This window comes from Streptomyces sp. NPDC090108 (genome assembly GCF_044747185.1).
Taxonomy (GTDB): domain Bacteria; phylum Actinomycetota; class Actinomycetes; order Streptomycetales; family Streptomycetaceae; genus Streptomyces.
Window position 1 is genome coordinate 747297 of the sequence record NZ_JBIVDQ010000001.1, and the last position, 25638, is coordinate 772934.

A 25638-nucleotide genomic window follows, 5' to 3' on the forward strand; every position below is an offset into this window, starting at 1 on the left:
TTCCGGCACCGGCTACGACACGAACAGGCTCACCGCGCCGGCCACCGCGAACCCGGCCACCGACAGCACCGACTCCAGAACCGTCCAGGTCCTCAGGGTGTCGCGCTCGGTGATGCCGAAGTACTTGGCGACCATCCAGAAACCGCCGTCGTTGACGTGCGAGGCGAAGATGGAGCCGGCCGAGATGGCCATGATGACCAGCGCGGCGAAGGCCTGGGAGTGGTGACCCTCGCTCAGCAGCGGGGCCACGATGCCCGCCGTCGTCACGATCGCGACCGTGGCCGAGCCCTGGGCGACCCGCAGCACGAGCGAGATCAGGTACGACAGGACGATCACCGGCAGGCCCACGTCGTGGAAGGTGTCGGAGAGCGCCTGGGCGACCCCGCTGGCCTTGAGGACAGCGCCGAAGACACCGCCCGCGCCGACCACCAGCAGGATGTTGCCGATCGGCTTGAGGGACGAGGTCGACACCGTCTCCAGGGACTTGCGGGACCAGCCGCGCCGGATGCCCAGCAGGTAGTAGGCGAGGAACAGGGCGAGGGTGAGGGCGACGAAAGGGTGGCCGAAGAACTCGACGACCGAGCGGCCGGTGGAGGGGTCGAGCGCGACGGAGGAGAAGGTGGCGGCGAGGATCAGCACCAGCGGGGTGCCGATGATGCCGAGGACGGTGGCCAGCGGCACGGGCTTCTCCTGCGGCTCCACACCGGAGGCGCGCTGCTCGGCGAGGACGGCCCGCTTGGCCTCCTCGGCCGCCTCCACCATGTCCTGCGGTACGGCGACGAAGATGCGCCGCCCGATCCACGCGGCGTACACCCAGGCGGCCAGCACGGCGGGGATGCCGCAGACGATGCCCATGAGGACGACCCAGCCGAGCTGGACGTGCAGCAGGCCGGCCGCGGCGACCGGGCCGGGGTGCGGGGGCAGGAAGGCGTGCGTCATCGACAGGCCCGCGAGGAGCGGGAGGCAGTAGAGCAGGATCGACTTGCCGCCGCGCTTGGCGGCCGCGTAGACGATCGGCGCGAGGACGAAGATGCCGACGTCGAAGAAGACGGGGATGCCGAAGACGAGGCCGGTCAGGCCCATCGCGAGCGGGGCGCGGCGTTCGCCGAACAGTCCCAGCAGGCGGGTGGCCAGCACCTCCGCTCCGCCGCTGACCTCGAGGATCGCGCCGAGCATGGTGCCGAGGCCGATGATGACGGCGACATGGCCGAGGATGCCGCCCATGCCGGACTCGATGGTGGAGACGGCGTCGGAGCGCTGGACGGTGCCGAAGAGTTCGGTGACCGACAGGCCGGCGAGCAGGCCGACGGTTATGGAGACGGTGAGCAGGGCCACGAAGGGCTGGATGCGCGCCTTGATGATGAGGAACAGCAGCAGGGCTATGCCGATGGCGGCGACGGTGAGCAGTCCCGCGGTGCCGTCGACGAGGAGGAGCAGGCCTCCGGTGTGGGGTGGCGCGGCGGGGGCCGGGGCTGGTGCGGCGAGCGTGAAGGACATACGGGGGTCCTCTTCGTGGGTGCCGGGAGCGCCGGGTGCGGCGGGGGTGCCGGACGCGGCGGAGATGCCGTGAGTGCGGTGCGTGCATGGTGCTTTCGTGCAGGGTGGAGCGCGGCACGGCACCCGGTGAAGGTGCCGTGCCGTGTACGTGGTGCGAAGGCCGGGTGATCGCCCGACCCGGCGGCAGGGGTGGGTAGGGCCTGTCTTCCGGATCTTGCCGGGGGCGCGGGGTCCGGCCTGCTGTGAGGCGCCGCACGTCCAGGCCGGCCTGATCCGGAAGAAGGGCCTAGCCGAGTACGGCCAGCACGTCGATCTCGATGAGCAGTCCGGCCGGCAGGCCGACGTAGACCGTCGTGCGGGCGGCGGGCGGCTGGGTGAGGCCCTGCTCCTCGAAGTAGGTGTTGTAGATGTCGTTCATCTCCGCGAAGTGGTCCACGTCCGTGAGGTAGACGCGGATCATCATCGCGTCGTCCCAGCTCGCGCCGCCCTCTTCGAGGATCGCCTTGACGTTGGCGAGGGTCTGCAGGGTCTGCTCGCGCAGGGTGGGGCCGGCCGGGGTCGGGGGCCTGCCCTCCTCGGCGGGGAGGAAGCCGACCTGGCCGGCGACCTGGAGGATGTTGCCCTTGCGCACGCCGTGCGAGAACTTCGCGGGCGGGGTGGTGTGGGTCTTGGGGGTCAGGGCGGTCTTCTCGGTCATGCGCTGGGGTCCTTCTGTGGGTTTCTTCCGGAGTACTCGCCGCTGATGGCGTCCGCGGTGCGGCGCACCTGCGGCAGCAGGGCGAGGAGTTCCTCGGCGGTGACGACGACGTTCGGCGCGGAGACCGACATCGCGGCGACCACCCGGCCGTCGGCGCCGCGGACGGGTGCCGCGACGCAGTTGATGGACTCCTCGTGGCCGCCCAGGTCGGTGGCCCAGCCCTGTTCGCGCACCTTCTCCAGTTCCTTGAGGAAAGCGGCGGCGTTGGGGGTGGAGCGGGGGGTGTAGAGGGGGTAGTCGAGCGTCTCGGCGAGGGCGCGGCGCTCGGGTCCGGGCAGGTCGGCGAGGAGCAGCTTCGCCACGCCCGCGACGGTGATGGCGACGGGCTTGCCGATGCGCGAGTACATGCGCACCGGGTAGCGGCTGTCGACCTTGTCGATGTAGAGCACCTCGTCGTCCTCGTGGACGGCGAGGTGCACGGTGTGCCCGCAGACCTCGTTGAGGCGTACGAGGTGCGGGTGCGCGATCTCGCGGATGTCGAGGTTCTCCATCGCCTCCTGGGCGAGGGCGAAGAGGCGGGCGCCGAGGCGGTAGCGCTGGTCGGACTGGCGGTAGACCAGGCCGTGTTCGTGCAGGGTGCGCAGCAGCCGCAGGGCCGTGGACTTGTGCACGCCCAGACGGTCGGCGACCTGCCCGAGGTCCGCGGGGCCCTCGGCGAGCAGCGGCAGGATGCCGAGGGCGCGGTCGACGGTCTGACTCATGGGGTGTCTGCCTCCTCGTCGGCCCGCTCGGCCTGTGTCCAGCCGGGGCCGAGTCGAAGTCTCCCCCAGGCGTCGTCGTCCAGGGCCGTCAGGCGGTCGGCGTGGCTCCGGGAGGGCGGGGCGGCGAGGTCGCCGGGGACGGTGAGCGTGGCCGCCGCCATGAGGTGGCCGTGTCGCAGCCGGTCGCGCAGGGGGAGGCCGCGCAGGGTGGCGGAGAGGAATCCGGCGGCGAAGGCGTCCCCGGCGCCCACGTGCGCGACGACGTCCACACGGGGCGCCGGGACACGGGTCAGGGTGCCGCCGCCCTCCCCGGTGCCACCAGGGACCCCGGTGGCCTCCCCACCGTCTGCGGTCTCCGCACCGGCGGCGATCTCCGCACCGCCGGTGGCGTCGCCCGCCACGAACGCCCCGTCCGGCCCCTGCTTCACGACCACCAGGCCCGGTCCGGGCAGCGCGTCCAGGACGGCCCGGCCGTCCCGCAGCCCCCACGCCTCGCGGGCCTCGTCGTCGCCGACGAAGACGATGTCGGCGCGCCGCGCGAGTTCCAGCAGCACGCGCGGCCCGTCGGCGTCCCGCCAGAGCGCGGGGCGGAAGTTGACGTCGAAGGAGACCAGCGGGCGTCCCGGGCGGGGCGCGGTCAGTTCCCGCATCAGCTCCAGGCAGTCCCCGGACAGGGCCGCGGTGATGCCCGACAGGTGCAGCACCCGGGCCGCGCGCACCGCCGTCAGGTCCACGTTGTCCACGGTCATCGCGGAGGCGGCCGAGCCGGCCCGGTAGTAGGCCACCTCGTGCTCCGCCGTGGCCCGGTCGGCGGCGGTGCGGAAGTAGACGCCGGTCGGACGCTCCGGGTCCCGCGCCACACGGGTGACGTCGACGCCGTACGAGCCGATCGTCTCGGTCAGATGGTCGCCGAACCCGTCGGCGCCGACCCGGCTCACCCAGCGCACGGAGTGTCCGGCGGCGGCGAGCGCGCACGCCACGTTGGACTCGGCTCCGCCGATGGTCCGGTCGAACGCGGGGGCGTCGGCGAGGCGGCCGGGCCGGGTGGGCAGGAAGGTGACCATGGACTCGCCGAGCGCGACGACGTCCACCGTGTTCGCCGCGCCCGGTGTGTCCGCCAGGTGTGCCGTGTGCGCCGCGCTCGCGGTCCGCACCGCGCCGGCGGCGTCCACCGAGTCCGGTGTGGTGGTGCGGCATCCGTGGGAGGTCACGATGGCGCGGGCTCCTCGTCCGTCTCGGGGGCGGCCGATCCGTTGACCCCGTGTCGGCCGAGATGTTAGACAGCAGTGCGCGATACACGCAACGGTCGTTGCACATGATGCAACGAGGCAGATCAGGAGGCTGGAATGGCCCGTGACACCGGCAGCATCGAAGCGCTCGCCCATCTCGCCGAGGAGCTGGTGGACCACCGCTTCAAGGGGCTTCCGCCGGACGCCGCGGGTCTGACCGTCGCCGAACTGGCCGGCCTGCGCCGCAATCTGTTCACCGACGGCTTCACCACGCCGGTCCTCGCGCTGTCCGCCGAGCGCCTGGAGCACAACCTCGCGCTCATGGAGTCGTACACGGCACGGCACGGGCTGGCCTTCGCCCCGCACGGCAAGACCTCGATGGCTCCGCAGCTGTTCCACCGGCAGATCGCCCGCGGCGCGTGGGGCATCACCGTCGCCGTCCCTCACCAGGCGCGCGTGGCACGGGCGTTCGGTGTCGGGCGGATCTTCCTCGCCAATGAGCTGGTGGACGCCGCCGCCCTGCGCTGGATCGCCGCCGAACTGGCCGCCGACCCGGACTTCCGGTTCCTCTGCTACGTCGACTCCGTGCGCGGGGTCGAGCTGATGGACGCGGCCCTGCGGGACGCGGAGCGCCCGGTGGACGTGGTGGTGGAGCTGGCCGGCGGCGAGGGCGGCCGGACGGGCGTGCGCACGGAGGCGGAGTGCGCGGCCGTGGCCGACGCCGTGGCAGGCAGCGAACATCTGCGGCTGGCCGGGGTCGCGGGTTACGAGGGCGAGGTGCCGCGCGCCGATCCGGAACGGGTGACGGAGTGGCTGCGGCGGCTCACCGCGCTGGCCGTCGCGTTCGACAAGGAGGGCCGGTTCGACGGGGCGGAGGAGATCGTCGTCAGCGCGGGCGGCAGCGGCTGGTTCGACGCGGTCGCGGAGGTCTTCGCCGAGATCCCCGAACTCTCCGCTCCGGTGCTGAAGTTGCTCCGGTCCGGCGCCTACGTCTCGCACGACGACGTGCACTACAGCCGGATCAGCCCCTTCAACCGCGTCCCCGAGGAGGGCGCCCTGGAGCCGGCGTTCCGGCTGTGGGCGCAGGTCGTCTCGCAGCCGTCGCCCGAACAGGCCTTCGTCAACGCGGGCAAGCGCGACGCGGCCTACGACCTGGACCGTCCGGTCCCCCGGTCGGTGCGCCGGGACGGCGTGGAGCGGCCGGCCGAGGGCATCGAGGTGACCGCGCTGTCCGACCAGCACCTGTGGCTGGCCACGGCGCCGGAGGCGGACGTGGAGGTCGGCGACTGGATCGCCTTCGGGCTCTCCCACCCGTGCACGTCCTTCGACAAGTGGCAGCTGATCCCCCTCGCCGAGGCGGACGGCACGGTCGTCGACTACATCCGCACGTTCTTCTAGACACACCGCGGGCGGCGCGGCCGCCCCGGAGACAGGGAGTGGGGCCGTGGAGCAGCTCGTCATCCGGGACGCGGAGGTGGCGGACGGCAGCGGGGAGCCGTCGTACCGGGCGGACGTGGTGGTGGACGGCGGCCGGATCGTCTCCATCGTGAAGGAGGCGGCGGCCGCCGGCTGCCAACGCCCGCGCGCGGCACGGGAGCTGGACGCCGAGGGCCTGGTCCTCGCCCCCGGTTTCATCGACATGCACGCCCACTCCGACCTGGCCCTGCTGCGCGACCCCGACCACAGCGCGAAGGTGGCGCAGGGGGTCACGCTGGAGGTCCTCGGCCAGGACGGGCTGTCGTACGCGCCCGTGGACGACCGCACACGCGAGGAGGTGCGGCGGGCCATCACCGGCTGGAACGGGTACGGCGACGATCTCGACCTCGACTGGCGGTCGGTGGGCGAGTACCTGGACCGGCTGGACCACGGCTTCGACGGCCAGGGCATCGCCGTGAACGCCGCCTACCTGATCCCGCAGGGCACGGTCCGCGCGCTCGCCGTCGGCTGGGAGGACCGCCCGGCCCGCCCGGCCGAGCTGGACCGGATGCGCGAACTGGTCGCGGAGGGGCTCCAGCAGGGCGCGGTGGGCCTGTCGTCCGGGCTCACCTACACACCGGGCATGTACGCCGGGGACGCCGAACTCACCGAGCTGTGCCGGGTGGTGGCGTCGTACGGCGGCTACTACTGCCCGCACCACCGCTCCTACGGCGCCGGGGCGCTGGAGGCGTACGCCGAGATGGTGGCCCTGACCCGGGAGGCGGGCTGCCCGCTGCACCTGGCGCACGCGACGATGAACTTCGGCGTGAACGAGGGCCGCGCGCCCGAGCTGCTCGCCCTGCTCGACGAGGCGCTGGACGCGGGCGCCGACATCAGCCTGGACACCTATCCGTACACCCCCGGCTCCACCACCCTGGCAGCGCTGCTGCCCAGTTGGGCGAGCGCGGGCGGACCCGGCCGGGTCCTGGAACGGCTCGCCGACCCGGGGACGGCCGCGCGGATCCGCCACGACCTGGAGGTGGCCGGCGCCGACGGCTGCCACGGCGTGCCCGTGGAGTGGGACACGATCGAGATCTCGGGCACGGCCGACCCCGCGCTCGGCGCGTACGTGGGCCGTACGGTCCGGGAGTCGGCCGAGGCGCGCGGCGAGGAGCCCTGGACGACCGCCCGCCGCCTGCTGGTCGAGGACCGGCTCGGGACGACGATCCTCCAGCACGTCGGCCACGAGGAGAACGTCCGGGCCATCATGCGGCACCGCGCGCACACCGGCGGCTCGGACGGCATCCTCCAGGGCGCGAAGCCGCATCCGCGGGCGTACGGCACCTTCCCGCGCTATCTCGGCCACTACGTGCGGGAGACGGGGGTGCTGGGCCTGGAGGAGTGCGTCGCCCGTCTCACCGGGCGGCCCGCGGCCCGGCTGCGGCTGCCGGACCGCGGACTGGTGCGCGAGGGCCACCGGGCCGACCTGGTGCTGTTCGACCCGGCCACGGTCGCGGCCGGGTCGACGTTCGCCGAGCCCCGCAGGCTCCCCGAGGGGATCCCTTACGTGCTCGTCGACGGGCGGTTCGCCATCGAGGAGGGCCGGCGCACGGACGTGCTGGCGGGCCGGTCGGTCCGCCGCACGCCCGCGTGACGGCCGTCCGCCGGTGACGGGCCGCCGGAGGCCTACGGCTTGGGCAGCACGCAGCCGGAGGCGTTCAGGTTCAGCTGGTTGCCGGTCGTGAAGCAGGCGGGTATCTGGTAGGTCTCCTCGGCGTAGTTGATGCCCTGGCGGACGGTGACGGTGCCGTTCTGGTCGACCTCGCACGGGTTGTCCACGGTGCAGGTCTCGCCGTCCTCGTTGCCCGTGTTGTTGACCGCGACGACCTTGCCGGTCGCCGTGTCGATCACAGGGGAGCCGGAGGTGCCGCCGATGGTGTCGCAGGCGGAGGTGTAGCGGACCGAGTCCTTCCAGGTCCAGCCGCCCTCCTTCAGCCGGTACACGAACCCGTCGACGTTGCAGCTGTAGGTCCGCTTCCAGTACCCGGAGACGACCTTGATGGCGGTCCCGGCGACCGGGTGGGTGTCGTTCAGGGTCAGCGCGCTGATCCCGTAGTTGCTCTTGATCGCCGCGTAGGTGGTGGTCAGCCGGTAGATCGTGACGTCCGTGTCCGTCATGGTCGAGTAGACGACCTGGTTGGCGCGGAGCGTGGCGACCTTGGTGGCACTGGAGTTCAGCAGTCCGAAGGTGCGGCTGGAGGACTGGCCGGTGATGACCTGGCCCGGGTTCGGGAAACCGGACTCCAGGCAGTGCCCGTTGGTCAGCACGAGCGCGGGGTCGCTGTCGGCGGAGTTCGGGAAGCGGATCACCGAGCCGGAGCAGTTGCTGAGCGACACGGTCCCGGCGTAGGAGACGGTCACCGCCTTGGCGTGCGGTGCGGCGACCGCGGGCGCGGCGGCGGCACCGGCGAGGAAGAGGGCGGAAAACGCGGCCAGGAGAGGCTTGTTCATGTGGGGGTCCCCTCTGCGGACATGGGCGCCCGGAGACCTTCCGGACGCCTGTCTTGTCATGGGCATTCTCACGATGTGAGCGCAGAGGGACAAGAAGGCCTACGGGAACGACTCCGCCGGCGCCCCCCGGACACGCCCCCGCCCGACCGCACCGGACCGGACACCCGAGACGGCGCGGAACTGGACACGGAGAGCGGCACTAGGCCGGGCGCGGAGAGCGGCACGGGACCGGACACGGAGGACGGCACCGAACCGGACACGGAGGACGGCACCGAACCGGGCGCGGAGGACGGCGCGGGGCCGGGCGCGGGCGGGAGGTCAGCCGGGCCGGCCGCACCCCGCCCGTGCGCCGCGCCCCGCCCCCGCCCCGCACACCGTCCGCGCACCGCCCCGCGCGTCACCAGCTGTGGCCGTGATGGCCGTGGTGGCCGCCGTAATGAGGGGAGAACGACACCGTCGGCACCGGCATCGGCACGCTGGTGGCCGAGGGCGTGGCGCCGCCCGTCGAGGCGGCCGGGGAGGCGCTCCGGCTCGCGGGCGCCCGGGTCGGGGCCGGCGTCGTCGCCGAGGGCGTGGCCGTGACGGAGGGAGCGGCGGTCCGCGTCGGGGCGAGGGACGGCGACGCGGTGTCGGCCAGGGTGTCGGCCGTGACCGTCGCCTTCGGGGTCCCGGCCTCCGGGCTGCCGGGCGCGGCGTCGGGGGCGGCGTGCCCACCGCCGTCGGGGTCGCCGGGGCCGGCCGGGGAGCCCGAGCCCATCAGGCCGGCGGCCAGCGCGACGGCGCCGACCGCCCCGGCGACCCCGGCGACGATCGCGCCCCTGCGGCGTCCGCTCCGCCGGCGCTCCCGCCGCAGTCCGGCGCGTCCGCCGCCCTCGTCGGCACCGCCCGTCCAGGCGGGTCCGGCGGTGTCCGGGAGACCGGCCGGGCCGTCGGCCGCGGCGCCCCCGGCGAACCCGGCGAGCCCGGCCGGTTCCGGACCCCCGGTGTACACGGGCAGTTCGCGGGTCGCGTCGTAGGCCTTCTGCCAGCCATGGGCCGCCGCGGGATCGGCGTACTCCTCGTAGGCCGGGGCCGGGGTCGCATGAGGGAGGTACACAGGGGAGCGCACCTGGGACCCGTCATCCGCGCCGCCCTGCGCGTCGTACGCCTCAGCCCCGTGCTCACGTTCGGTGGACATGTCAGCGAATTCTAGGGAGGTGGGCGACCCCGAGACAGCGGCGGACGATAACGATGCAAATCCTCCGTGCCCCGCGTGGTGGAAAACACGGCCCACACGGCCTTGACGAGCCGTAAGCTCACCGGCATGCAGGTGATCCAGTCGACCAAGCTCGCCAACGTCTGTTACGAGATCCGGGGCCCGGTGCTCGAGGAGGCGATGCGGCTGGAGGCGGCCGGTCACCGCATCCTCAAGCTCAACACCGGCAACCCAGCCGCGTTCGGGTTCGAGTGCCCGCCGGAGATCCTGGAGGACATCCTCCGCAACGTCTCCACGGCGCACGGCTACGGCGACGCCAAGGGCCTGCTGGCCGCCCGCCGCGCCGTCGTGATGCACAACCAGACCCTCGGCATCGAGACCGACGTCGAGCACGTCTTCATCGGCAACGGCGTCTCCGAGCTGATCGTGATGGCCATGCAGGCGCTGCTCGACGACGGCGACGAGGTCCTCGTCCCGGCGCCCGACTACCCGCTGTGGACCGCCGCCGTCTCCCTCTCGGGCGGCACGGCCGTGCACTACCGGTGCGACGAGCAGGCCGACTGGATGCCCGACCTCGCGGACATCGAGCGCAGGATCACCGACCGCACCAAGGCCCTGGTGATCATCAACCCGAACAACCCCACGGGCGCGGTCTACGACGAGGCGATGCTCAAGGGCCTCACCGACATCGCCCGCCGGCACAACCTGCTGGTCTGCTCCGACGAGATCTACGACAAGATCCTCTACGACGGCGCCACGCACACCCCGACCGCGAAGGTCGCCCCCGACCTGCTCACCCTCACCTTCAACGGCATGTCGAAGGCGTACCGGGTGGCCGGCTACCGCGTCGGCTGGATGGCCGTCTCCGGCCCGCGCGCGCACGCCGAGTCCTATATCGAGGGCCTGACGATCCTCGCGAACATGCGCCTGTGCGCCAACATGCCGGGCCAGCACGGCGTGGTCGCCGCGCTCAGCGGGCGCCAGACGATCAACGACCTGGTGCTCCCGGGCGGCCGCCTGAAGGAGCAGATGGACACCGCCTACGAGCTGCTGACGCAGATCCCGGGCGTGAGCTGCGTGCGCCCCAAGGGCGCGCTGTATCTCTTCCCGCGCCTCGATCCGAAGGTCTTCAAGATCAAGGACGATCGCCGGATGGTCCTCGACCTGCTGCGCCAGGAGAAGATCATGGTCGTGCAGGGCACCGGCTTCAACTGGCCCGAGCCCGACCACTTCCGCGTGGTGACCCTGCCGAGCGTCGGCGACCTCAAGGACGCGGTGACCCGGATCGGCACCTTCCTCGACGGGTACGGCCAGCCGTGACCGGCGCGGCCGCGGACGCCGCTCGTAGCCGGGGGACCACCCTCCGCGACTCGGGTCAACTTTAGACGAAATCCAAGCTAGGATGGTTTCCTGTCAGCGCACAGGAGGCCGTCCCATGTACGAACCGATCCGCAGCAAGTCGGTCCACAGCACGACGGCCGGCACCTCGGACTTTCCCCACCGGTCACGCGAGGAGGAGCTGGACCTCCAGCTCGCCGGCCATCTCGCCGCGCTGCTCGCCGTGACCGACGAGCTGCGCGCGCTGACCCCGTGCCCCGACCTGGACCTGGCCGCCGAGCGGCTCGCCGAGCAGGTGGGCCGGCTGCGGGGCGGCCCCGCTCCGGTACGCGCCGTTCCGTCGGCGCCCGCCGCGGCGGCACCGCTGCACCGACGGGCGCACGCGCTCGCGGGCCGCGCCCTCGTCGTCGCCGCGTCCCGCGCGGACACCGCGGTGGCCATCCTCGCGGCCGAGCGGATGGACGCGCACGCCGCCGCCGGGCGGGGTTCCCTGAGCCCGGCGCACTGACCCGCGAGGGTCTCCCCTGACGGCCCCGGTCCGCGCGCACCCGCAGCGACGCGCGGACCGGGTGCCACCCACCCCGTCGCCCCGCCGGACCCGCCGCCCGAAGGCGCCGCGCACGACGGACGAGAGCCCCGCACGCCGTTGTGCGGGGCTCTGTCGTGGTGGCACCACGGCCGGCCGTGACGATCGCTGGTCAGGGCATCCGGACCGGCCGTGGAGTCTTCATGTCCTGCGGGATCAGCCCAGGCGGCGCACCAGCGCGCGGTACTGGTCCCACAGTTCCTTCGGGGTGTGGTCGCCGAAGGTGTTGAGGTGCTCGGGGATCAGGGCGGCCTCCTCGCGCCACACCTCCGTGTCGACCTTGAGGAGGAAGTCCAGGTCGGACTCGGACAGTTCGAGACCGTCGGTGTCCAGCGCCGCACGCGTGGGCAGCACGCCGATCGGCGTCTCGACGCCCTCCGCGGTGCCCTCCAGCCGCTCCACGATCCACTTCAGGACACGGCTGTTCTCGCCGAAGCCCGGCCAGACGAACCTGCCCTCGTCGTCCTTGCGGAACCAGTTGACGTAGTAGATCTTCGGCAGCAGGGACTGGTCCTTGTCCTTGGCCACGTCGACCCAGTGGGCCATGTAGTCGCCCATGTTGTAGCCGCAGAAGGGCAGCATCGCGAAGGGGTCGCGGCGCAGTTCGCCGACCTTGCCCTCGGCGGCGGCGGTCTTCTCGCTCGCCACGTTTGCGCCGAGGAACACACCGTGGTCCCAGTCGAAGGACTCCGTCACCAGCGGCACGGCCGAGGCGCGGCGGCCGCCGAAGAGGATCGCCGAGATCGGCACGCCCTTGGGGTCCTCCCACTCGGGCGCGATGATCGGGCACTGCGAAGCGGGCACCGTGAAACGGGCGTTGGGGTGCGCGGCCGGGGTCCCGGAGGCGGGCGTCCAGGCGTTGCCCTTCCAGTCCGTCAGATGCGCGGGCTCCTCCTCGGTCATGCCCTCCCACCACACGTCGCCGTCGTCGGTGAGCGCGACGTTGGTGAAGACCGCGTTGCCCCACAGCGTCTTCATCGCGTTGGCGTTGGTGTGCTCACCCGTGCCGGGCGCGACGCCGAAGAAGCCGGCCTCGGGGTTGATCGCGTAGAGACGCCCGTCCTCGCCGAAGCGCATCCAGGCGATGTCGTCGCCGATGGTCTCCACGGTCCAGCCGGAGATCGTGGGCTCCAGCATGGCCAGGTTGGTCTTGCCGCAGGCCGAAGGGAAGGCGGCGGCGACGTACTTGGACTCGCCGTGCGGGGGCGTGAGCTTGAGGATCAGCATGTGCTCGGCCAGCCAGCCCTCGTCACGGGCCATGACGGAGGCGATGCGCAGGGCGTAGCACTTCTTGCCGAGCAGGGCGTTGCCGCCGTAGCCGGAGCCGTAGGACCAGATCTCGCGGTCCTCGGGGAAGTGCGAGATGTACTTGGTGGAGTTGCACGGCCACGGCACGTCGGCCTCGCCCTCCGCGAGGGGGGCGCCGAGGGTGTGGACGGCCTTCACGAAGAAGCCGTCGGAGCCCAGTTCGTCGAGGACCGGCTGTCCCATGCGCGTCATGGTGCGCATGGACACGGCGACGTAGGCGGAGTCGGTGATCTCGACGCCGATCGCGGACAGGTCCGAGCCGAGGGGGCCCATGCAGAACGGGACGACGTACATCGTCCGGCCCTTCATCGAGCCGCGGAAGACGCCCTTCTCACCGGCGAAGATCTCCCGCATCTCGGCGGGGTCCTTCCAGTGGTTCGTCGGGCCGGCGTCCTCCTCCTTCGCGGAGCAGATGAAGGTGCGGTCCTCGACGCGGGCCACGTCGGTCGGGTCGGAGGCGGCGTAGTAGGAGTGCGGGCGCTTGATCGGGTCGAGCTTGCGGAACGTGCCCTTGGCGACGAGCTCCTCGGACAGGCGCTCGTACTCGGCCTCGGATCCGTCACACCAGACCACACTGTCCGGCTGCGTCAGTTCGGCGATCTCGTTGACCCACGAGATCAGTTCCTGGTGCTGGGTGGGGACGGTGGGAGCCGCGATGTCGCGCGCCACGATCGCTCCTAGGTGAGGGTGTATGCCCTGGTGAGGGATGTGTTCCTTGGCCCCGTGGGGGCTGCGACCCGGCTGCCGCGGAAGCCACCCCGACGGGGCGTCCGCTCATCCGGTGTCGACCGCACTCATTTGATCATCCGACTCTACTGCGCATATGTCCAGAGGGCTTCACAGGTGAGCGGAGTGAGGAAGGCCACGGTTTTCGCGTCTTCCCTGGGTACCCCCATGTCTCTTTACGTGCACGTGGAGTTCGCCTGAAGGATTCTTTGCGCGGGCACCCGTGGACCTCCCGTGAGACGATGGCTCCAGGGGATCTGTCAAGCCCCCTCCCTGATCCGCCACTTACGGACCCGTAGGTACGATCGGCTCATGACTGCGCCTGTCCCCGACGCGCCCATGGACACGCCGGACGCCGGCGCCGGTCCCGCGGCGCTCTCCCTGCCGCACCCGGCCAAGCCCCGGCTCCGCGGCTGGCTGCATCTCGGTATGTTCCCGGCCGTCCTCGTCGCGGGCCTGGTGCTCACCGCGCTGGCCGACTCCACCAGAGGACGCGTCGCCTGCGGCATCTACGTCCTGACGGCCTGCCTGCTCTTCGGCGTCAGCGCGCTGTACCACCGGGGCGACTGGGGGCCGCGGATGGGCGGCCTGCTGCGCCGCCTCGACCACGCCAACATCTTCCTGATCATCGCGGGCACCTACACCCCGCTCACCATGCTGCTGCTGCCCGGCGCCAAGGGTCAGTGGCTGCTGTGGGGCATCTGGGGGGCGGCGACCGCCGGCATCGTCTTCCGCGTCTTCTGGGTCGGCGCGCCCCGCTGGCTGTACACCCCGTGCTACATCGCCATGGGCTGGGCGGCCGTCTTCTTCCTGCCCGACTTCATGCGCACCGGCGGCATCGCCGTCCTGGTCCTGGTGATCGTCGGCGGACTGCTCTACAGCGCCGGCGGCGTCATCTACGGCATGAAGCGCCCGAACCCCTCACCGCGCTGGTTCGGCTTCCACGAGGTGTTCCACTCCTTCACGCTGGCCGCCTTCGTCGTCCACTATGTGGGCATCTCGCTGGTGGCGTACCAGCACGCGTAGCCCTCCCCCGCCCCCTCCCCGGCCACGGCTCACGAGCCGTGGCCCTTTCCGTTCCCGGCCCGCCCGCGCACCCGGCCCCACCCCCGTCGGGGACGCCACGCCCCCTAACGGCAGCCGCCCGCATACGACAGTCACCCGCTTTCGGCAGTCACCGGCATCGCACGCCCGCTGCCGCGCGGGACACGGGGACGGTCCCCGACAATGAGCCCCATGACGGCCGCACGCTCCAGCTCTCCGACCGACCATCCCCGCCCCGGCCTGCGCGAACGCAAGAAGAGCAGGACGCGGGAGGCGATCCGCTCGGCGGCGTACGACCTCATCGAGGAGCAGGGGTACGACGCGGCGACGGTCGACCTCATCGCCGACCGGGCCGAGGTGTCGCCGTCCACCGTCTTCCGCTACTTCCCCACGAAGGAGGACATCGTGCTCGGGGACGAGCACGGCGATCTCCTGCTCGCGGAGCTGCGCGCGCGGCCGGCGGACGAGCCGTGGGCGCAGTCCCTGCGGCAGGCGATCGGCGCGGCCGCCGTGCTGGGCGCGGCCGGGGATCCCCGGGTGGCCCGGCTGCGCGCCCGGCTGGCGGCCGACGTGCCCGCGGTCCGCTCCCGGATGCGGGAGACCATGGCGGACACCGGCCGGCTGCTCTGCCGGGCCGTCGCCGAGCGCACCGGGCTGCCCCCGGACGGTCTGGAGGCGCGGGTCCACGCGATGTCGCTGGCGGGAGCGCTGATGGAGGTCGCGCTCTACTGGGCCGAGCGCGGTCACGAGGACGATCTCCACGACCTTCTGGACCGGGCCGTGACCGCGCTGGAGCACGGCCTGCCCACGGAGAACCACTGAGGCGGGCGCCGCCGCCCGTGCCATGCTGACAGGGTGAACGGACCCGAGATCCACGTCGAAGTCGCCCCTGAACTGCAGGTGTTCGTGCCGCCCGCCCGACGCGCGGGCGCCACCGCGCTCGGCACCGACGGCGTCTCCACCCTCGGCCACGTCGTCGAGTCCCTCGGCGTCCCGCTGACCGAGGTCGGCGCGCTGGTCGTCGACGGCCGCGAGGTGCGGCCGTCCCACATCCCCGCCGCCGGCGAGTCCGTCAGCGTGCGCCCGGTCCCGCACCCCCAGCGGATCCCCGGCGCCCCGCTCCGCTTCCTCCTCGACGTCCACCTCGGCACCCTCGCCCGCCGGCTGCGCCTGCTCGGCGTCGACACCGCCTACGAGTCGACCGACATCGGCGACCCCGCGCTCGCCGCGCGCTCGGCGGCGGAGCAGCGGGTCATGCTCAGCCGCGACCGCGGCCTGCTGCGCCGCCGCGAGCTCTGGGCGGGCGCCTACGTCTACAGCACCCGCCCCGAGGACCAGCTCACCTACGTCCTCGACCGCTTCGCCCCCGACCTGCGCCCCTGGACCCGCTGCACCGCCTGCAACGGCCTGCTGCGCCAGGCCACCAAGGAAGAGGTCGCCGACCGGCTCCAGGACGGCACCCAGCGGTCGTACGACGTCTTCGCCCAGTGCCCGGACTGCGGCCGCGCCTACTGGAAGGGCGCGCACCACGACCAGCTGGAGGCGGTCGTGGCACAGGCGTTGAGCACACGTACCCAGGAAAGCTGAGTACGCGCGCCGGTCCCCTCGGCCGCCCCGCGCGGTTGGCTGAAGACATGGACATCACACGAGCGGCGGCCACCTCGCGGCAGGACGACGGCAGGGACGACGACCGCCTTGTGCGGACCGTGGCGTGGTGGGGGCTGGGACTGCTCCTGCCGATGGCGGTCTTGAGCGGCCTCATGACGCTGACCTCACCACGCGCCGCCGAGTGCCTCGAGTACGGCGACGACTGCGCCTCGGTCCCCGACGGGCTCCTCTCCAGCAGCTTCTGGGCCGCACTCGTGTGCGGCCTGCTCGCGGTCCTGCTGCCCCTGGCGTCCCGGACCGGTGTCAGGCTCGCGGCCGTGCTGGCGCAGTGGGGCGCGCAGCTGACCCTGTACACGCTGATCCTCAGCTACGCCTGACGCCGCCCTCCGCCCTCCGCGCAGGCACCTCCGCGCACATCCGGCCGGTCCGCGGCTCGGGTCTCCGGCCCCGGCCCGCTCCGGCCCGGTACATCCTCACGCGCCTGCGGGATCCCGGGGTGGCGGGGTGGCGGGCTCCCGCGCCCGCGGGCTCCCAGCCGCTCAGCCGCCCCTGAGCTCCGTGCGCAGGCGCTCCGGGTCCGTCGTGGGGGCGTCGCAGGTGAAGTGGCGGCAGACGTACGCGGCGGGCTCGCCGTCCACCAGGGGGCGCCCGGCGAGCAGCGGGAACTCGTCGCCGTCCGGGATCCCGGCGGCGACGACCGCGCCCGGGGCCGTGCCGAGCAGCGCCGTGCGGTGCAGTGCGGCGGTCCGCGCCTCCCGCAGCGAGGGCCCGACCACGGCGACCTCCCGGGGGCCGTCGAGCAGCGCCTCGGCGACGGCCAGGCCCCACCCGATGAACCGGGGCACGCGCGGTCCGAGCACGGCGACCACGCCCAACGCCCGCTCGGCGGCGGTCCGGTGGGCTTCGGAGCCGGTGTGCGCGGCATGGCCGAGCAGGGCGCCCGCGGCCGCCGTCCAGCCGGAGGGCGTGGCGTTGTCGGTGGGGTCCTGCGGCCGGCGGATGAGCTTCTCCGCGTCGGACGCCGTGTCGTACAGGGCGCCGCTGCCGGGGTCGGTGAAGCGGGTGACCACCTGGTCGAGGAGCAGCCCGGCGAAGTCCAGCCAGACCCCCTCCCCCGTCACGGCGGCCAGGGCCAGGAAGCCCTCGGCGACGTCGGCGTAGTCCTCCAGGACACCGGCGCTGGTGCCGGCCCTGCCGTCCTTGCTGGTCCGGGTGAGGTGGCCGTGCTCGTCGAGATGGACGCGGACGAGGAGGTCGGCGGCGGCGACGGCGGCCTCGGTCAGGTCGGGCCGGCCGAAGTAGGCGCCGGTCTCGGCGAGCGCGGCGACCGCGAGGCCGTTCCAGGCGGCGACGACCTTGTCGTCCCGGCCGGGGCCGGGGCGCAGCGCCCGGGCCGCCAGCAGCCGTTCCCTGACGGACGCGATCCGCTCCGCGTCGAACACGCCCTCGCTCTGCGGGAGCTGGAGGACGGACCGCCCCTCCTCGAAGGTGCCCTCGCGGGTCACCCCGAAGTACTGGGCGGCGAGTGCGGCGTCCTCCTCCCCCAGCACCTCGCGCAGCTCCTCCGGGCTCCACACGTAGTACGCGCCCTCGACGTGCCGGCCGCTGCCGTCGTCGCTGTCGGCGTCCAGCGCGGAGGCGAAGCCGCCCTCGGCGGTGCGCAGTTCGCGGACCAGGAAGTCGGCGGTCTCCAGCGCGATCCGGCGGGCGAGGTCCGAACCGGTGGTCCGCCACAGGTGCGCGTACACCCGGCAGAGCAGGGCGTTGTCGTACAGCATCTTCTCGAAGTGCGGGACGACCCAGTCACGGTCGACGGAGTAGCGGGCGAAGCCGCCGCCGAGCTGGTCGTAGATGCCGCCGCGGGCCATCCGCTCGCAGGTGTCCTGGGCCATCTGCAGAGCGCCCTCGGAGCCGGTGCGGGCGTGGTGGCGCAGCAGGAACTCCAGCACCATGGACGGCGGGAACTTCGGGGCACCGCCGAATCCGCCGCGCTGCGGGTCGTACTCGCGGGTCAGCCCGAGCAGCGCCCGGGCCAGTTCCTCCTCGCCGGGCGGCCGCTCGCCCTGGTGGGAGAGGTCCCGCTCGGCCAGGTCCCGCACGATCTTCCCGGCGACCTCGCCGACCTCGTCGCGCCGGTCGTCCCAGGCCTGCCGCACGCCTTCCAGCACCTGCCGGAAGGAGGGCATGCCGTGCCGGGGCTCGGGCGGGAAGTAGGTGCCGAAGTAGAAGGGTTCGGCGTCCGGGGTGAGGAACACGGTCATGGGCCAGCCGCCCTGCCCGGTCGCCGCCTGGACGGCCTCCATGTAGACGGCGTCGATGTCGGGACGCTCTTCGCGGTCGACCTTGACGCTGACGAAGTTCGCGTTGAGGTAGTCGGCGGTGGCCCGGTCCTGGAAGGACTCGTCGGCCATCACATGGCACCAGTGGCAGCTGGAGTAGCCGACACTCAGCAGGACGGGCCTGTTCGACCTCCGCGCCTCCTCGAACGCCTCGGCCGACCAGGGCCACCAGTCGACGGGGTTGTCGGCGTGCTGGAGCAGATACGGGGACGTCTCATGGGCCAGTCGGTTCACCACTCCACTCTCCCACGGGCTCCGCCACGGCGTAGAAACGCATCGACACCGGGCGCGCCCCGTCCGGCGCCTGTTCGCGGGTGTGCCCGTAGCGCTCCAGCAGGGCGTGGTACTCGCCCATGAACTCCAGCAGTTCCTCCCTGGTCAGCCAGGTCCCGTGCCGCTGGACCTGGGCCCAGCCCTCCGGTCCGCGGTACTCCTCGTGGGCGCGGCGGAACAGGGCGGTGTCGAACTCGATCTTGAGATGGGCGAGCCGGGCCGCGGCCGCGTACTCCTCGTCGGACATGGTGGCCGGGTCGGGGGTGGTGTGCCGGAACGGCAGGAGCCGCCACCAGCGTTCCCGCCCGCCGGACTTCTCGGGGATCTCCTCGATGAGTCGCTGCTCGGCGAGTTTGCGCAGGTGGTAGCTGGTGGTGCCGGTGCTCTCGCCGAGTTCGCGGGCGAGGCCGGTGGAGTTGGCCTCGCCGTGGCGGCCCAGATGGTCGAGGATCCGGCGGCGCAGCGGGTTGCCGAGGGACTTGTAGAGAGCGGTGCGCTCCAGGCTGGTCATCTCGGGCGTGCCGTCGGTCATGGCGCCACGGTAACCCTGAGAACCCTGAGACGTCCCCCATGTCTGCCGAATTTTCTTTGCAGAACTTTCTCTGCGGTCTACGGTGGAAGCCGGAACGGGACGAGGCCGGGGTGCCGCGGCGGCGGAAGCGCGCGGATCCGGGCACCGGGCACTGCCGACAGGGGGCTGGCGATGGCGATGAGGGCGGGACCCGAGGGAGAGAGGGCCGTCGGCGAGAGGGAGGGGGGTGCGGGGGCCGGCGCGGCTGCGAGAGGGGCTGCGGGATCGGCTGCGGGCACGGCTGGGAGAGGGGCTGCGGGATCGGCTGCGGGCGCGGCAACGGGAGGCGGTGCGCCGAGAGATGCGCCAGGGGACAGTGCACGGAGGGGCGTGACGGGGAGCGAGGCGTCGAGGGACATGCCGGGGAGCGGTACACCGAAGGGTGCGACGGCAAGCGGTACGCGGAAGGGCGTGACCGGACGCGGTAATCCGAAGGACGTCACGAGGAGCGGTGCGCCGAAGGGCGTGACCGGGTGGACGCTTCTGCTGCTCGGGGCGGGGGCCCTGCTGCTCGTGCCCTGGACCGCGGTGCTCGCCGTGACCCTCCCCGCGAGCACGGAGGTACGGCACTGGTCCCTCGCGTGGATCGGCCTCGACATCCTCATGGCGGCGGGCTGCGCGGCCACCGCCCTGCTCGGCCTCCGGTCCGACCCCCGCTTCCGTCTCACCGCCTCCGCGACGGCGGCCGTCGCCGTCCTGGACGCCTGGTTCGACATAACGACGTCCCGGGCGGGCGCCCCTCTTGCCGAGGCCCTCGCCTGCGCGGTGGCCGAGGGGGCGCTGGCGGGAGCCTGCCTGGTGCTGGCCCTGTCCGGAGGAGGGGAGCCCGGGCGGCGCGACCTGCGGCGGTGACACCGCGCAGGCACGGCGGAGGCACGGCCGAGGCACCGCGAAGGCGCCGCCGAGGCACGGCCGCTGCGGCGCCGGAGGGGACGCCGCAGCGGTCCGTGATCGAGGCCCCCTCGCGCACCGGTCTCCCCCGAAGCACACTCATGGGCAAGGGAGTTGCCGCCGGAGGGGGACGGGACATGCGGGACGGGCATCGCGCGGAGGCCGAGCGGAGGCTGGAGCGGGCCGTGGAGGAGGAGGCGCGCCGCTCGGGCGGGAGGACCGACGCGCGGGTGCTGCTGTCGCGGGCACGCCGGGAGCTCGACGCGATGGCCCGGTCGGCGGACGAGGAGTACGCGGCCTACACGCGGGCGCTGGACGCGGGCGAGGCGGGCCGGCTCACCTTCGGCCAGCGGTACGCGCGCGAGGGGGCCGGGACGGCGTTACTGGTGGCGGGTGTCGCCGCGGTGGCCGCCACGGTCGCGGACCTGTCGCTCGGCACCGGTACCGGTACGGCCGTCGGCGCGGGCGTCGCCGTGGGGGTGGTGGGCGCGGCGGCCACCGTGGCCAAGGTGGCCGGGGTCCATCTCCCCGCCGCGCACCACCGCGCGGGCGCGGCCGGGCAGCCCGGCGGCGCGGAGCAGCTGCGGCTGCAGTGGCTGACCGCCCTGGAGGTACGCGGCATCCAGCCGTTCCTCGACCGGCAGCGGGTGCTCAGCGCGTCCGCCGCCCCGCGGAAGCAGAAGGGTCCGGCGCTGCGCGGCGCCGACAAGAGCGCGGCGGCCCGCCGGCGCACGGTGCTGGAGCAGTCCTACACCCAACTCCGCTCGGCGGAGGGTCCGTTCGCGGGGCGGCGGGAGGAGCTGGCGCGGATCAGGCAGTGGGCGCGGGCGTCCCGGGCCACCGGCGAGACCCGGCCGACGGTGGTGGTCCTGCACGGCGAGCCGGGCTCGGGCCGTACGACGCTGGCGGTGCGCGCGGCGCTCGATCTGCGCGACCACTTCCGCGGCGCGGTCGTCGTGGACCTGCGCGGCGGCAGCCAGGAGGAGCCGCCGCTGGCCACGCGGGACGCCCTGCTGCATCTGCTCAACCGGCTCGGCGCGCCCCGCGAGCAGCTGCTGTTCCGTGAGCGTTCCTCCCCCGACCAGCAGGTCAAGCGGCTCGGCGAGCTGTATCACCGGCATCTGGCCGGGCTGCCGGTGACGATCGTGCTGGACGACGCGTCCGATCCGGAGCAGGTGCGCGCCCTGGTGCCCGAGCGGTCCGACAGCCTGGTGCTGATCACGGCGCGGAACCCGCTGGAGCTGCCCGCGGACCTGCCGGCCTGGGTGCACCGGCTGCCGGTGGAGGCACTGGACGCGGCGGGCGCCGAGGAGTTGCTGGGCGCGGCGGCGCAGGATCCGTCGGGCCCGTATGACGCCGAGGCCTCGGAACGGATCCGGGAGTGGTGCGGGGGGCTGCCGCTCGCGCTGCGTGTCGCGGGTTCCGCGCTGGGCCCGCGTTCGCCGCGGCAGCTCGCCGCGGACCTGGGTGCGTGCGACGCGGCGGACCCGGTGGAGCGTGCGTTGCGGCTGCGCTACACCGATCAGCCGGAGGCCGGGCGGCGGCTGCTGCGGCGGCTCGCGCTGGCGGGGCGGGCGTCGCTGGGCGCGGCCGCGGCCGCCGCGCTGCTGGGCGCGGACGAGCGGGAGGCCGAGGGGCATCTGCTCGCGCTCGCGCGGGCCGGTCTGCTCGACCAGGTGCGCGGCAGCCGCTACCGGCTGCACGACCTGGTGCGCGCCTTCGCGCAGGCCCGGCTGGCGGACGAGGAGGATCCGGCCGAGCGGGCGGCGGCGCAGGAGCGGCTGATCGTGGACTACGCGGAGCTGGCCGAGTCGGTGCTGCGGCTGGTCGACGGCAACATGTCGACGCGTTCGGACCGGTTCGGACCGCACGGCTTCACCTCGATGGACGAGGCGCTGCGCTGGCTGGACGACGAGTCCAGTTTCATCACGGCGGCGCTGCGGCACGCGGACGGCGTGGACCGGGCGGCGGTGCTGAACCTGCTGGGCGCGCTGTGCGACTACTGCCTGCTGCGCGGGGACCTGTACCGGCTCGGCGAGATCGGCGAGCTGGCGCAGTCGGCGGACGAGGGGCTGCTGACCCGTTCGGTGCAGTGGCGCACCGGTATCGCGGCCCGGCAGCTGGGCGAGCTGGACAAGGCGCGCACCACGCTGGCCTCGGTGGTGGACCTGTACCGGGAGGCGCACCACGACGCGGGCGCGGCGCGTGCCTTGTGCTCCCTCGGGATCACCCTGCACCATCAGGGCCAGCTCGCCGAGGCCGCGGTCAGGCTCCAGGAGGCGCTGGACCTCCAGGAGGCGGCGGGGCTGGCGACGGACCGCGCCTGGACGATGCACGCGCTGGCGGCGGTCGAGCGGGACCGTGCCCGGCTGTCGGAGTCCCAGGACCTGCTGAACCGCTCGCTGGCCCTGCACCGGGAGGGCGGCTCCCTGCACGGCGAGGCCTGGGCGCACTACCAGCTCGGCCAGCTGACCCTGCGCCGGGGCGATGTGCCGGGCGCTGAGGAGGCCCTGCGCATCGCACTGGAGCTGTACGGCCGTACGCACGACGCGCGCGGGCAGGCGTGGGCGCTGACCCAGCTGGCCCGGGCGCGGCTGGTCGCCGGGGACGCGTCACCGGCGGTCGAGGAGCTGCGCCGGGCCGCCGTCCGGCACCGGGAGAACGAGGACGCCCGCGGGGAGGCGTGGACGCTGTACTACCTCGGTCAGGCGCTGGAGGAGACGGGCGATCTGGACCGCGCGGTCCGCGATCTGGAGCGTTCGCGCACGATGTTCTCCCGGATGCGGGACGTGTACGGGCTGGCCTGCGCCCGGCACCACTCGGCGCGGGTGACCCGTGACCAGCGGGCGGCGCAGACCGGCTCGCTGCGCAATTCGGGGTTCGCGCGCCAGCTGCTCATGGACGCCCGCGGCGACTTCCACCGCATCGGGGTCCCCCACGGCGAGGCGTGGACGTGTCTGGAGCTGGCGGTGGTGGACGCGGGCAACGCGCGCGTCCGGCAGGCGCTGGAGCTGTGCGACCAGGCGCTGGTGCTGTTCACGTCCTACGGGGACCGGCGCGGCGAGGACTGGGCGCGCTTCCTGCGCTGCACCCTGCTGCCGTACGGGGCGCCGGGCGGGGTGGAGGTGGGCACGGCGGTGGCCCGGGAGGAGCTGGACCGGCTGGCCCGGGCCGGGCATCCGCTGCGGGACGAGAAGCTGGCCGAGTGGCTGCCCGCGTACGCGCTGCTGCTGGAGCGCGGGGTGGACCCGGACGCGGGCTGGCAGGCCTGGCGTCTGCGCATGACGCCGGACCGTCACGCCCGTGAGGTGATGGGAGTGACGGTTCCGGCGCGGGGTTGACCCGCGGATCAGCCCCGCTGCGCCGCGGAGCCGGTCTTCTTCTCGGTCCCGGTCTCCGGGGCCTCCTGGAAGTCGACCTTCCGCATGTGCTTGCTCATCGACTTCATCAGGCCCCACACGGCCACGGCCATCACCGCGAACACGATGAAGCCGAGGACACCGGGGGTGACCTTGTTCTCGTCGATCTCCTTGGCGAGGGGGACGAGATGCGTCACTGCCAGGCTCACGCTTGCGCTCATGTCAGGCATTGTCCCGGATGCCCGCGAAGAGGTCGGACTCGGGGAGGGAGGTGTCCACGAGGGACTTCGCGAGCTCGTACTCCTCCGTGGGCCAGACCTCCTTCTGCAGCTCCATGGGGACCTTGAACCAGCCGCCGTCGGGGTCGATCTGCGTGGCGTGGGCGATCAGCGCCCGGTCGCGGGTCTCGAAGAAGTCCGCGCAGGGAACATGCGTGGTCAGGGTGCGCTCGACGCGCTCGAACTCCTTCCAGCGCTTGAGCCACTCGCCGTACGGCGACTCCAGGCCGCGGTCGAGCATCGCCTGGTGCAGGGCCTCGGTGCGGGGGCGGTTGAAGCCCTGGTTGTAGTAGAGCTTGCTCGGCCGCCAGACCGGGCCGAACTCGCTCTCGGGGTACTTCTCGGCGTCCGCCGCGCCCTCGAACGCCACCATCGAGATCTTGTGGGTCATGATGTGGTCGGGGTGCGGGTAGCCGCCGTTCTCGTCGTAGGTGGTGATCACCTGCGGGCGGAAGGCGCGGATCTTGCGGACGAGTTCGCCGGCGGCCTTGTCGACGTCCTCCAGGGCGAAGCAGCCCTCGGGCAGCGGCGGCAGCGGGTCGCCCTCCGGCAGTCCGGAGTCGACGAAGCCGAGCCACTCCTGCCCGACGCCGAGGATCTCCCGGGCCTCGTCCATCTCCTTCCGGCGCACCTCGTGGATGTTCTCCTCGATGTACGTGTCGCCCTGCAGCTTGGGGTTGAGGATGGAGCCGCGCTCTCCGCCCGTGCAGGTCACCACCAGCACGTCCACCCCTTCGGACACGTACTTCGCCATCGTGGCGGCGCCCTTGCTCGACTCGTCGTCGGGATGCGCGTGAACGGCCATCAGTCGCAGCTGGTCAGTCAAGACTCAATCCTCGGTAGGTCGGCGCCCCGCGTCCTGGGGTGCGTGTCGCAGCTTCTATAGTGACCGAATCGGAAGGCGAATAATTCCGCGGAGAGGACGATCATGGGTACGGCGAGCGCGCGGCTGCCCGAGGGCCGCTACGGCCGTGTCTCCGACGAGCGCGCCGATCACCGGCTCAAGGTCATCGGTGCCGTGCTGGGCGCGGCGGTGCTCGCGCTGCTCGGCTTCTTCGCCTACCACTACGTCGCGCGCAACGAGATCAGCGCGCAGGTGATCGCCTTCCAGGCCGGACACGACAGGGTCCAGGTGCATCTGGAGGTCCACAAGGACTCCGGCAAGTCCGGTTACTGCACCCTGCGTTCGCAGTCGGCCGACGGCGCGGAGGTGGGCCGGGCGGACTTCCGCTTCACCGGCGCGGCCACGCGCATCGACAAGGTCGTCACGCTCCGTACGACGGCCAAGGGGACGACGGCCGAGCTGCTGGGCTGCCACGCCGGCTAGCACCACTCGCGGTGCGTACGCGCTGACCTGCGTTGATGCAATTCTGATGGCTTATGTCCTCCCCCTTTCGCCGTTGAATTGTTAGGCTCGTGGTTTCGCCCATCCAAGAAGGAACATGCTTCTGGGTAGGGCGAGCTTTTGTATTCCCAGTACCGACGAGGAGCACCCTGTGACCCAGACCAGCGAGAACGTCACCTGGCTGACCCAGGAGGCGTACAACAAGCTCAAGGACGAGCTTGCGTACCTTACTGGTCCTGCGCGCACCGAGATCGCCGGCAAGATCGCCGCGGCGCGCGAGGAGGGCGACCTGCGCGAGAACGGCGGGTACCACGCCGCCAAGGAGGAGCAGGGCAAGCAGGAGCTGCGCGTGCGCCAGCTGACCCAGCTGCTGGAGAACGCCCAGGTCGGCGAGGCTCCGGCCTCCGCCGACGGCACGGTCGCGCCCGGCATGGTCGTCACGATCGCCTTCGACGGCGACGAGGACGACACGGTGACGTTCCTGCTCGCCTCCCGCGAATACGCGAGCGCCGACATCGAGACGTACTCCCCGCAGTCCCCGCTGGGCTCCGGTGTGATGGGTCACAAGGTCGGCGAGGACGCGCAGTACGAGCTGCCGAACGGCCGCAAGGCCTCGGTGCGGATCCTGAAGGCCGAGCCGTACTCGGGCTGATCCCGGCTCCCCGC

At 72.8% G+C, this 25638-nt stretch carries 23 protein-coding genes; 12 read left to right on the forward strand and 11 right to left on the reverse strand.

Going from position 1 to position 25638, the window contains the following annotated elements:
* Positions 1–12: 12 nt before the first annotated feature.
* From ACIPRD_RS03245 to ACIPRD_RS03260, 4 genes are all read right to left on the reverse strand, one after another.
* Positions 13–1497 (reverse strand): GntP family permease, encoded by a 1485-nt coding sequence (locus ACIPRD_RS03245; RefSeq protein WP_401559459.1) that lies wholly within the window; start codon positions 1495–1497, stop codon positions 13–15.
* Between the two features lie 286 nt (positions 1498–1783).
* Complete coding sequence (locus ACIPRD_RS03250; protein WP_356410406.1) at positions 1784–2194, reverse strand: RidA family protein; 411 nt, start codon at positions 2192–2194, stop codon at positions 1784–1786.
* Positions 2191–2955, reverse strand: a complete 765-nt coding sequence (locus ACIPRD_RS03255) for an IclR family transcriptional regulator (RefSeq protein ID WP_356410409.1) — start codon at positions 2953–2955, stop codon at positions 2191–2193. Before ACIPRD_RS03255 ends, ACIPRD_RS03250 begins: the two co-directional genes overlap by 4 nt.
* Positions 2952–4019 (reverse strand): sugar kinase, encoded by a 1068-nt coding sequence (locus tag ACIPRD_RS03260; protein ID WP_401560034.1) that lies wholly within the window; start codon positions 4017–4019, stop codon positions 2952–2954. The genes ACIPRD_RS03255 and ACIPRD_RS03260 overlap by 4 nt, the downstream gene beginning before the upstream one ends.
* Before the next feature lie 282 nt (positions 4020–4301).
* On the opposite strand from ACIPRD_RS03260, the gene ACIPRD_RS03265 reads away from it, so the two are divergent.
* Both ACIPRD_RS03265 and ACIPRD_RS03270 read left to right on the forward strand, forming a co-directional pair.
* The gene (locus tag ACIPRD_RS03265) at positions 4302–5582 is read left to right on the forward strand and encodes an amino acid deaminase (RefSeq protein WP_401559462.1); all 1281 of its coding nucleotides are present in this window, start codon (positions 4302–4304) and stop codon (positions 5580–5582) included.
* A 46-nt stretch (positions 5583–5628) separates the two neighbouring features.
* Positions 5629–7254 carry an amidohydrolase family protein gene (locus ACIPRD_RS03270; protein ID WP_401559464.1) on the forward strand — a complete coding sequence of 542 codons (1626 nt, stop codon included), beginning with the start codon at positions 5629–5631 and terminating at the stop codon, positions 7252–7254.
* A 32-nt stretch (positions 7255–7286) separates the two neighbouring features.
* Here ACIPRD_RS03270 and ACIPRD_RS03275 read toward each other — a convergent pair whose 3' ends face one another.
* On the reverse strand, positions 7287–8111 hold the full coding sequence (locus ACIPRD_RS03275; RefSeq protein WP_356410417.1) for a serine protease: 825 nt from the start codon (positions 8109–8111) through the stop codon (positions 7287–7289).
* 397 nt (positions 8112–8508) lie between these two features.
* Entirely contained in the window at positions 8509–9288 is a 780-nt protein-coding gene (locus ACIPRD_RS03280; RefSeq protein WP_401559466.1) for a hypothetical protein, read from the reverse strand.
* Positions 9289–9414: 126 nt separating this feature from the next.
* On the opposite strand from ACIPRD_RS03280, the gene ACIPRD_RS03285 reads away from it, so the two are divergent.
* On the forward strand, positions 9415–10626 hold the full coding sequence (locus ACIPRD_RS03285) for a pyridoxal phosphate-dependent aminotransferase (protein ID WP_356410423.1): 1212 nt from the start codon (positions 9415–9417) through the stop codon (positions 10624–10626).
* Positions 10627–10741: 115 nt separating this feature from the next.
* Positions 10742–11152 (forward strand): hypothetical protein, encoded by a 411-nt coding sequence (locus ACIPRD_RS03290; RefSeq protein ID WP_356410426.1) that lies wholly within the window; start codon positions 10742–10744, stop codon positions 11150–11152.
* A 234-nt stretch (positions 11153–11386) separates the two neighbouring features.
* Here the strand turns inward: ACIPRD_RS03290 and ACIPRD_RS03295 are convergent, their stop codons facing one another.
* Complete coding sequence (locus ACIPRD_RS03295) at positions 11387–13207, reverse strand: phosphoenolpyruvate carboxykinase (GTP) (protein WP_356410429.1); 1821 nt, start codon at positions 13205–13207, stop codon at positions 11387–11389.
* 369 nt (positions 13208–13576) lie between these two features.
* Between ACIPRD_RS03295 and ACIPRD_RS03300 the strand changes: the two genes are divergently transcribed.
* The 4 genes from ACIPRD_RS03300 (at position 13577) to ACIPRD_RS03315 (ending at position 16293) form a co-directional block, all read left to right on the forward strand.
* On the forward strand, positions 13577–14290 hold the full coding sequence (locus ACIPRD_RS03300; RefSeq protein WP_401559470.1) for a hemolysin III family protein: 714 nt from the start codon (positions 13577–13579) through the stop codon (positions 14288–14290).
* A gap of 210 nt (positions 14291–14500) precedes the next feature.
* Complete coding sequence (locus ACIPRD_RS03305; RefSeq protein WP_401559473.1) at positions 14501–15130, forward strand: TetR/AcrR family transcriptional regulator; 630 nt, start codon at positions 14501–14503, stop codon at positions 15128–15130.
* 33 nt (positions 15131–15163) lie between these two features.
* Entirely contained in the window at positions 15164–15895 is a 732-nt protein-coding gene (locus ACIPRD_RS03310) for a Mut7-C RNAse domain-containing protein (RefSeq protein ID WP_401559476.1), read from the forward strand.
* A 47-nt stretch (positions 15896–15942) separates the two neighbouring features.
* Positions 15943–16293, forward strand: a complete 351-nt coding sequence (locus ACIPRD_RS03315; protein ID WP_401559479.1) for a hypothetical protein — start codon at positions 15943–15945, stop codon at positions 16291–16293.
* A gap of 162 nt (positions 16294–16455) precedes the next feature.
* On the opposite strand, the gene ACIPRD_RS03320 is transcribed toward ACIPRD_RS03315, so the two are convergent.
* Entirely contained in the window at positions 16456–18492 is a 2037-nt protein-coding gene (locus ACIPRD_RS03320; protein ID WP_401559482.1) for a thioredoxin domain-containing protein, read from the reverse strand.
* Positions 18470–19060: an ArsR/SmtB family transcription factor gene (locus ACIPRD_RS03325; RefSeq protein ID WP_401559485.1), complete on the reverse strand. Its 591-nt coding sequence runs from the start codon at positions 19058–19060 to the stop codon at positions 18470–18472. Before ACIPRD_RS03325 ends, ACIPRD_RS03320 begins: the two co-directional genes overlap by 23 nt.
* Before the next feature lie 504 nt (positions 19061–19564).
* Between ACIPRD_RS03325 and ACIPRD_RS03330 the strand changes: the two genes are divergently transcribed.
* Together ACIPRD_RS03330 and ACIPRD_RS03335 are read left to right on the forward strand one after the other, a co-directional pair.
* On the forward strand, positions 19565–19951 hold the full coding sequence (locus ACIPRD_RS03330) for a hypothetical protein (RefSeq protein WP_401559488.1): 387 nt from the start codon (positions 19565–19567) through the stop codon (positions 19949–19951).
* A gap of 176 nt (positions 19952–20127) precedes the next feature.
* The gene (locus tag ACIPRD_RS03335; RefSeq protein ID WP_401559490.1) at positions 20128–23331 is read left to right on the forward strand and encodes a tetratricopeptide repeat protein; all 3204 of its coding nucleotides are present in this window, start codon (positions 20128–20130) and stop codon (positions 23329–23331) included.
* A gap of 8 nt (positions 23332–23339) precedes the next feature.
* Here ACIPRD_RS03335 and ACIPRD_RS03340 read toward each other — a convergent pair whose 3' ends face one another.
* Positions 23340–23579, reverse strand: coding sequence for a hypothetical protein (locus ACIPRD_RS03340; RefSeq protein ID WP_356410456.1), 240 nt, complete (start codon positions 23577–23579; stop codon positions 23340–23342).
* The gene (gene mca, locus ACIPRD_RS03345; RefSeq protein WP_356410460.1) at positions 23572–24453 is read right to left on the reverse strand and encodes a mycothiol conjugate amidase Mca; all 882 of its coding nucleotides are present in this window, start codon (positions 24451–24453) and stop codon (positions 23572–23574) included. Before mca ends, ACIPRD_RS03340 begins: the two co-directional genes overlap by 8 nt.
* A gap of 102 nt (positions 24454–24555) precedes the next feature.
* Between mca and ACIPRD_RS03350 the strand changes: the two genes are divergently transcribed.
* Together ACIPRD_RS03350 and greA are read left to right on the forward strand one after the other, a co-directional pair.
* Positions 24556–24954 (forward strand): DUF4307 domain-containing protein, encoded by a 399-nt coding sequence (locus tag ACIPRD_RS03350; protein ID WP_356410463.1) that lies wholly within the window; start codon positions 24556–24558, stop codon positions 24952–24954.
* Positions 24955–25123: 169 nt separating this feature from the next.
* Positions 25124–25624, forward strand: coding sequence for a transcription elongation factor GreA (greA, locus tag ACIPRD_RS03355; RefSeq protein ID WP_356410466.1), 501 nt, complete (start codon positions 25124–25126; stop codon positions 25622–25624).
* Positions 25625–25638: the final 14 nt, after the last annotated feature.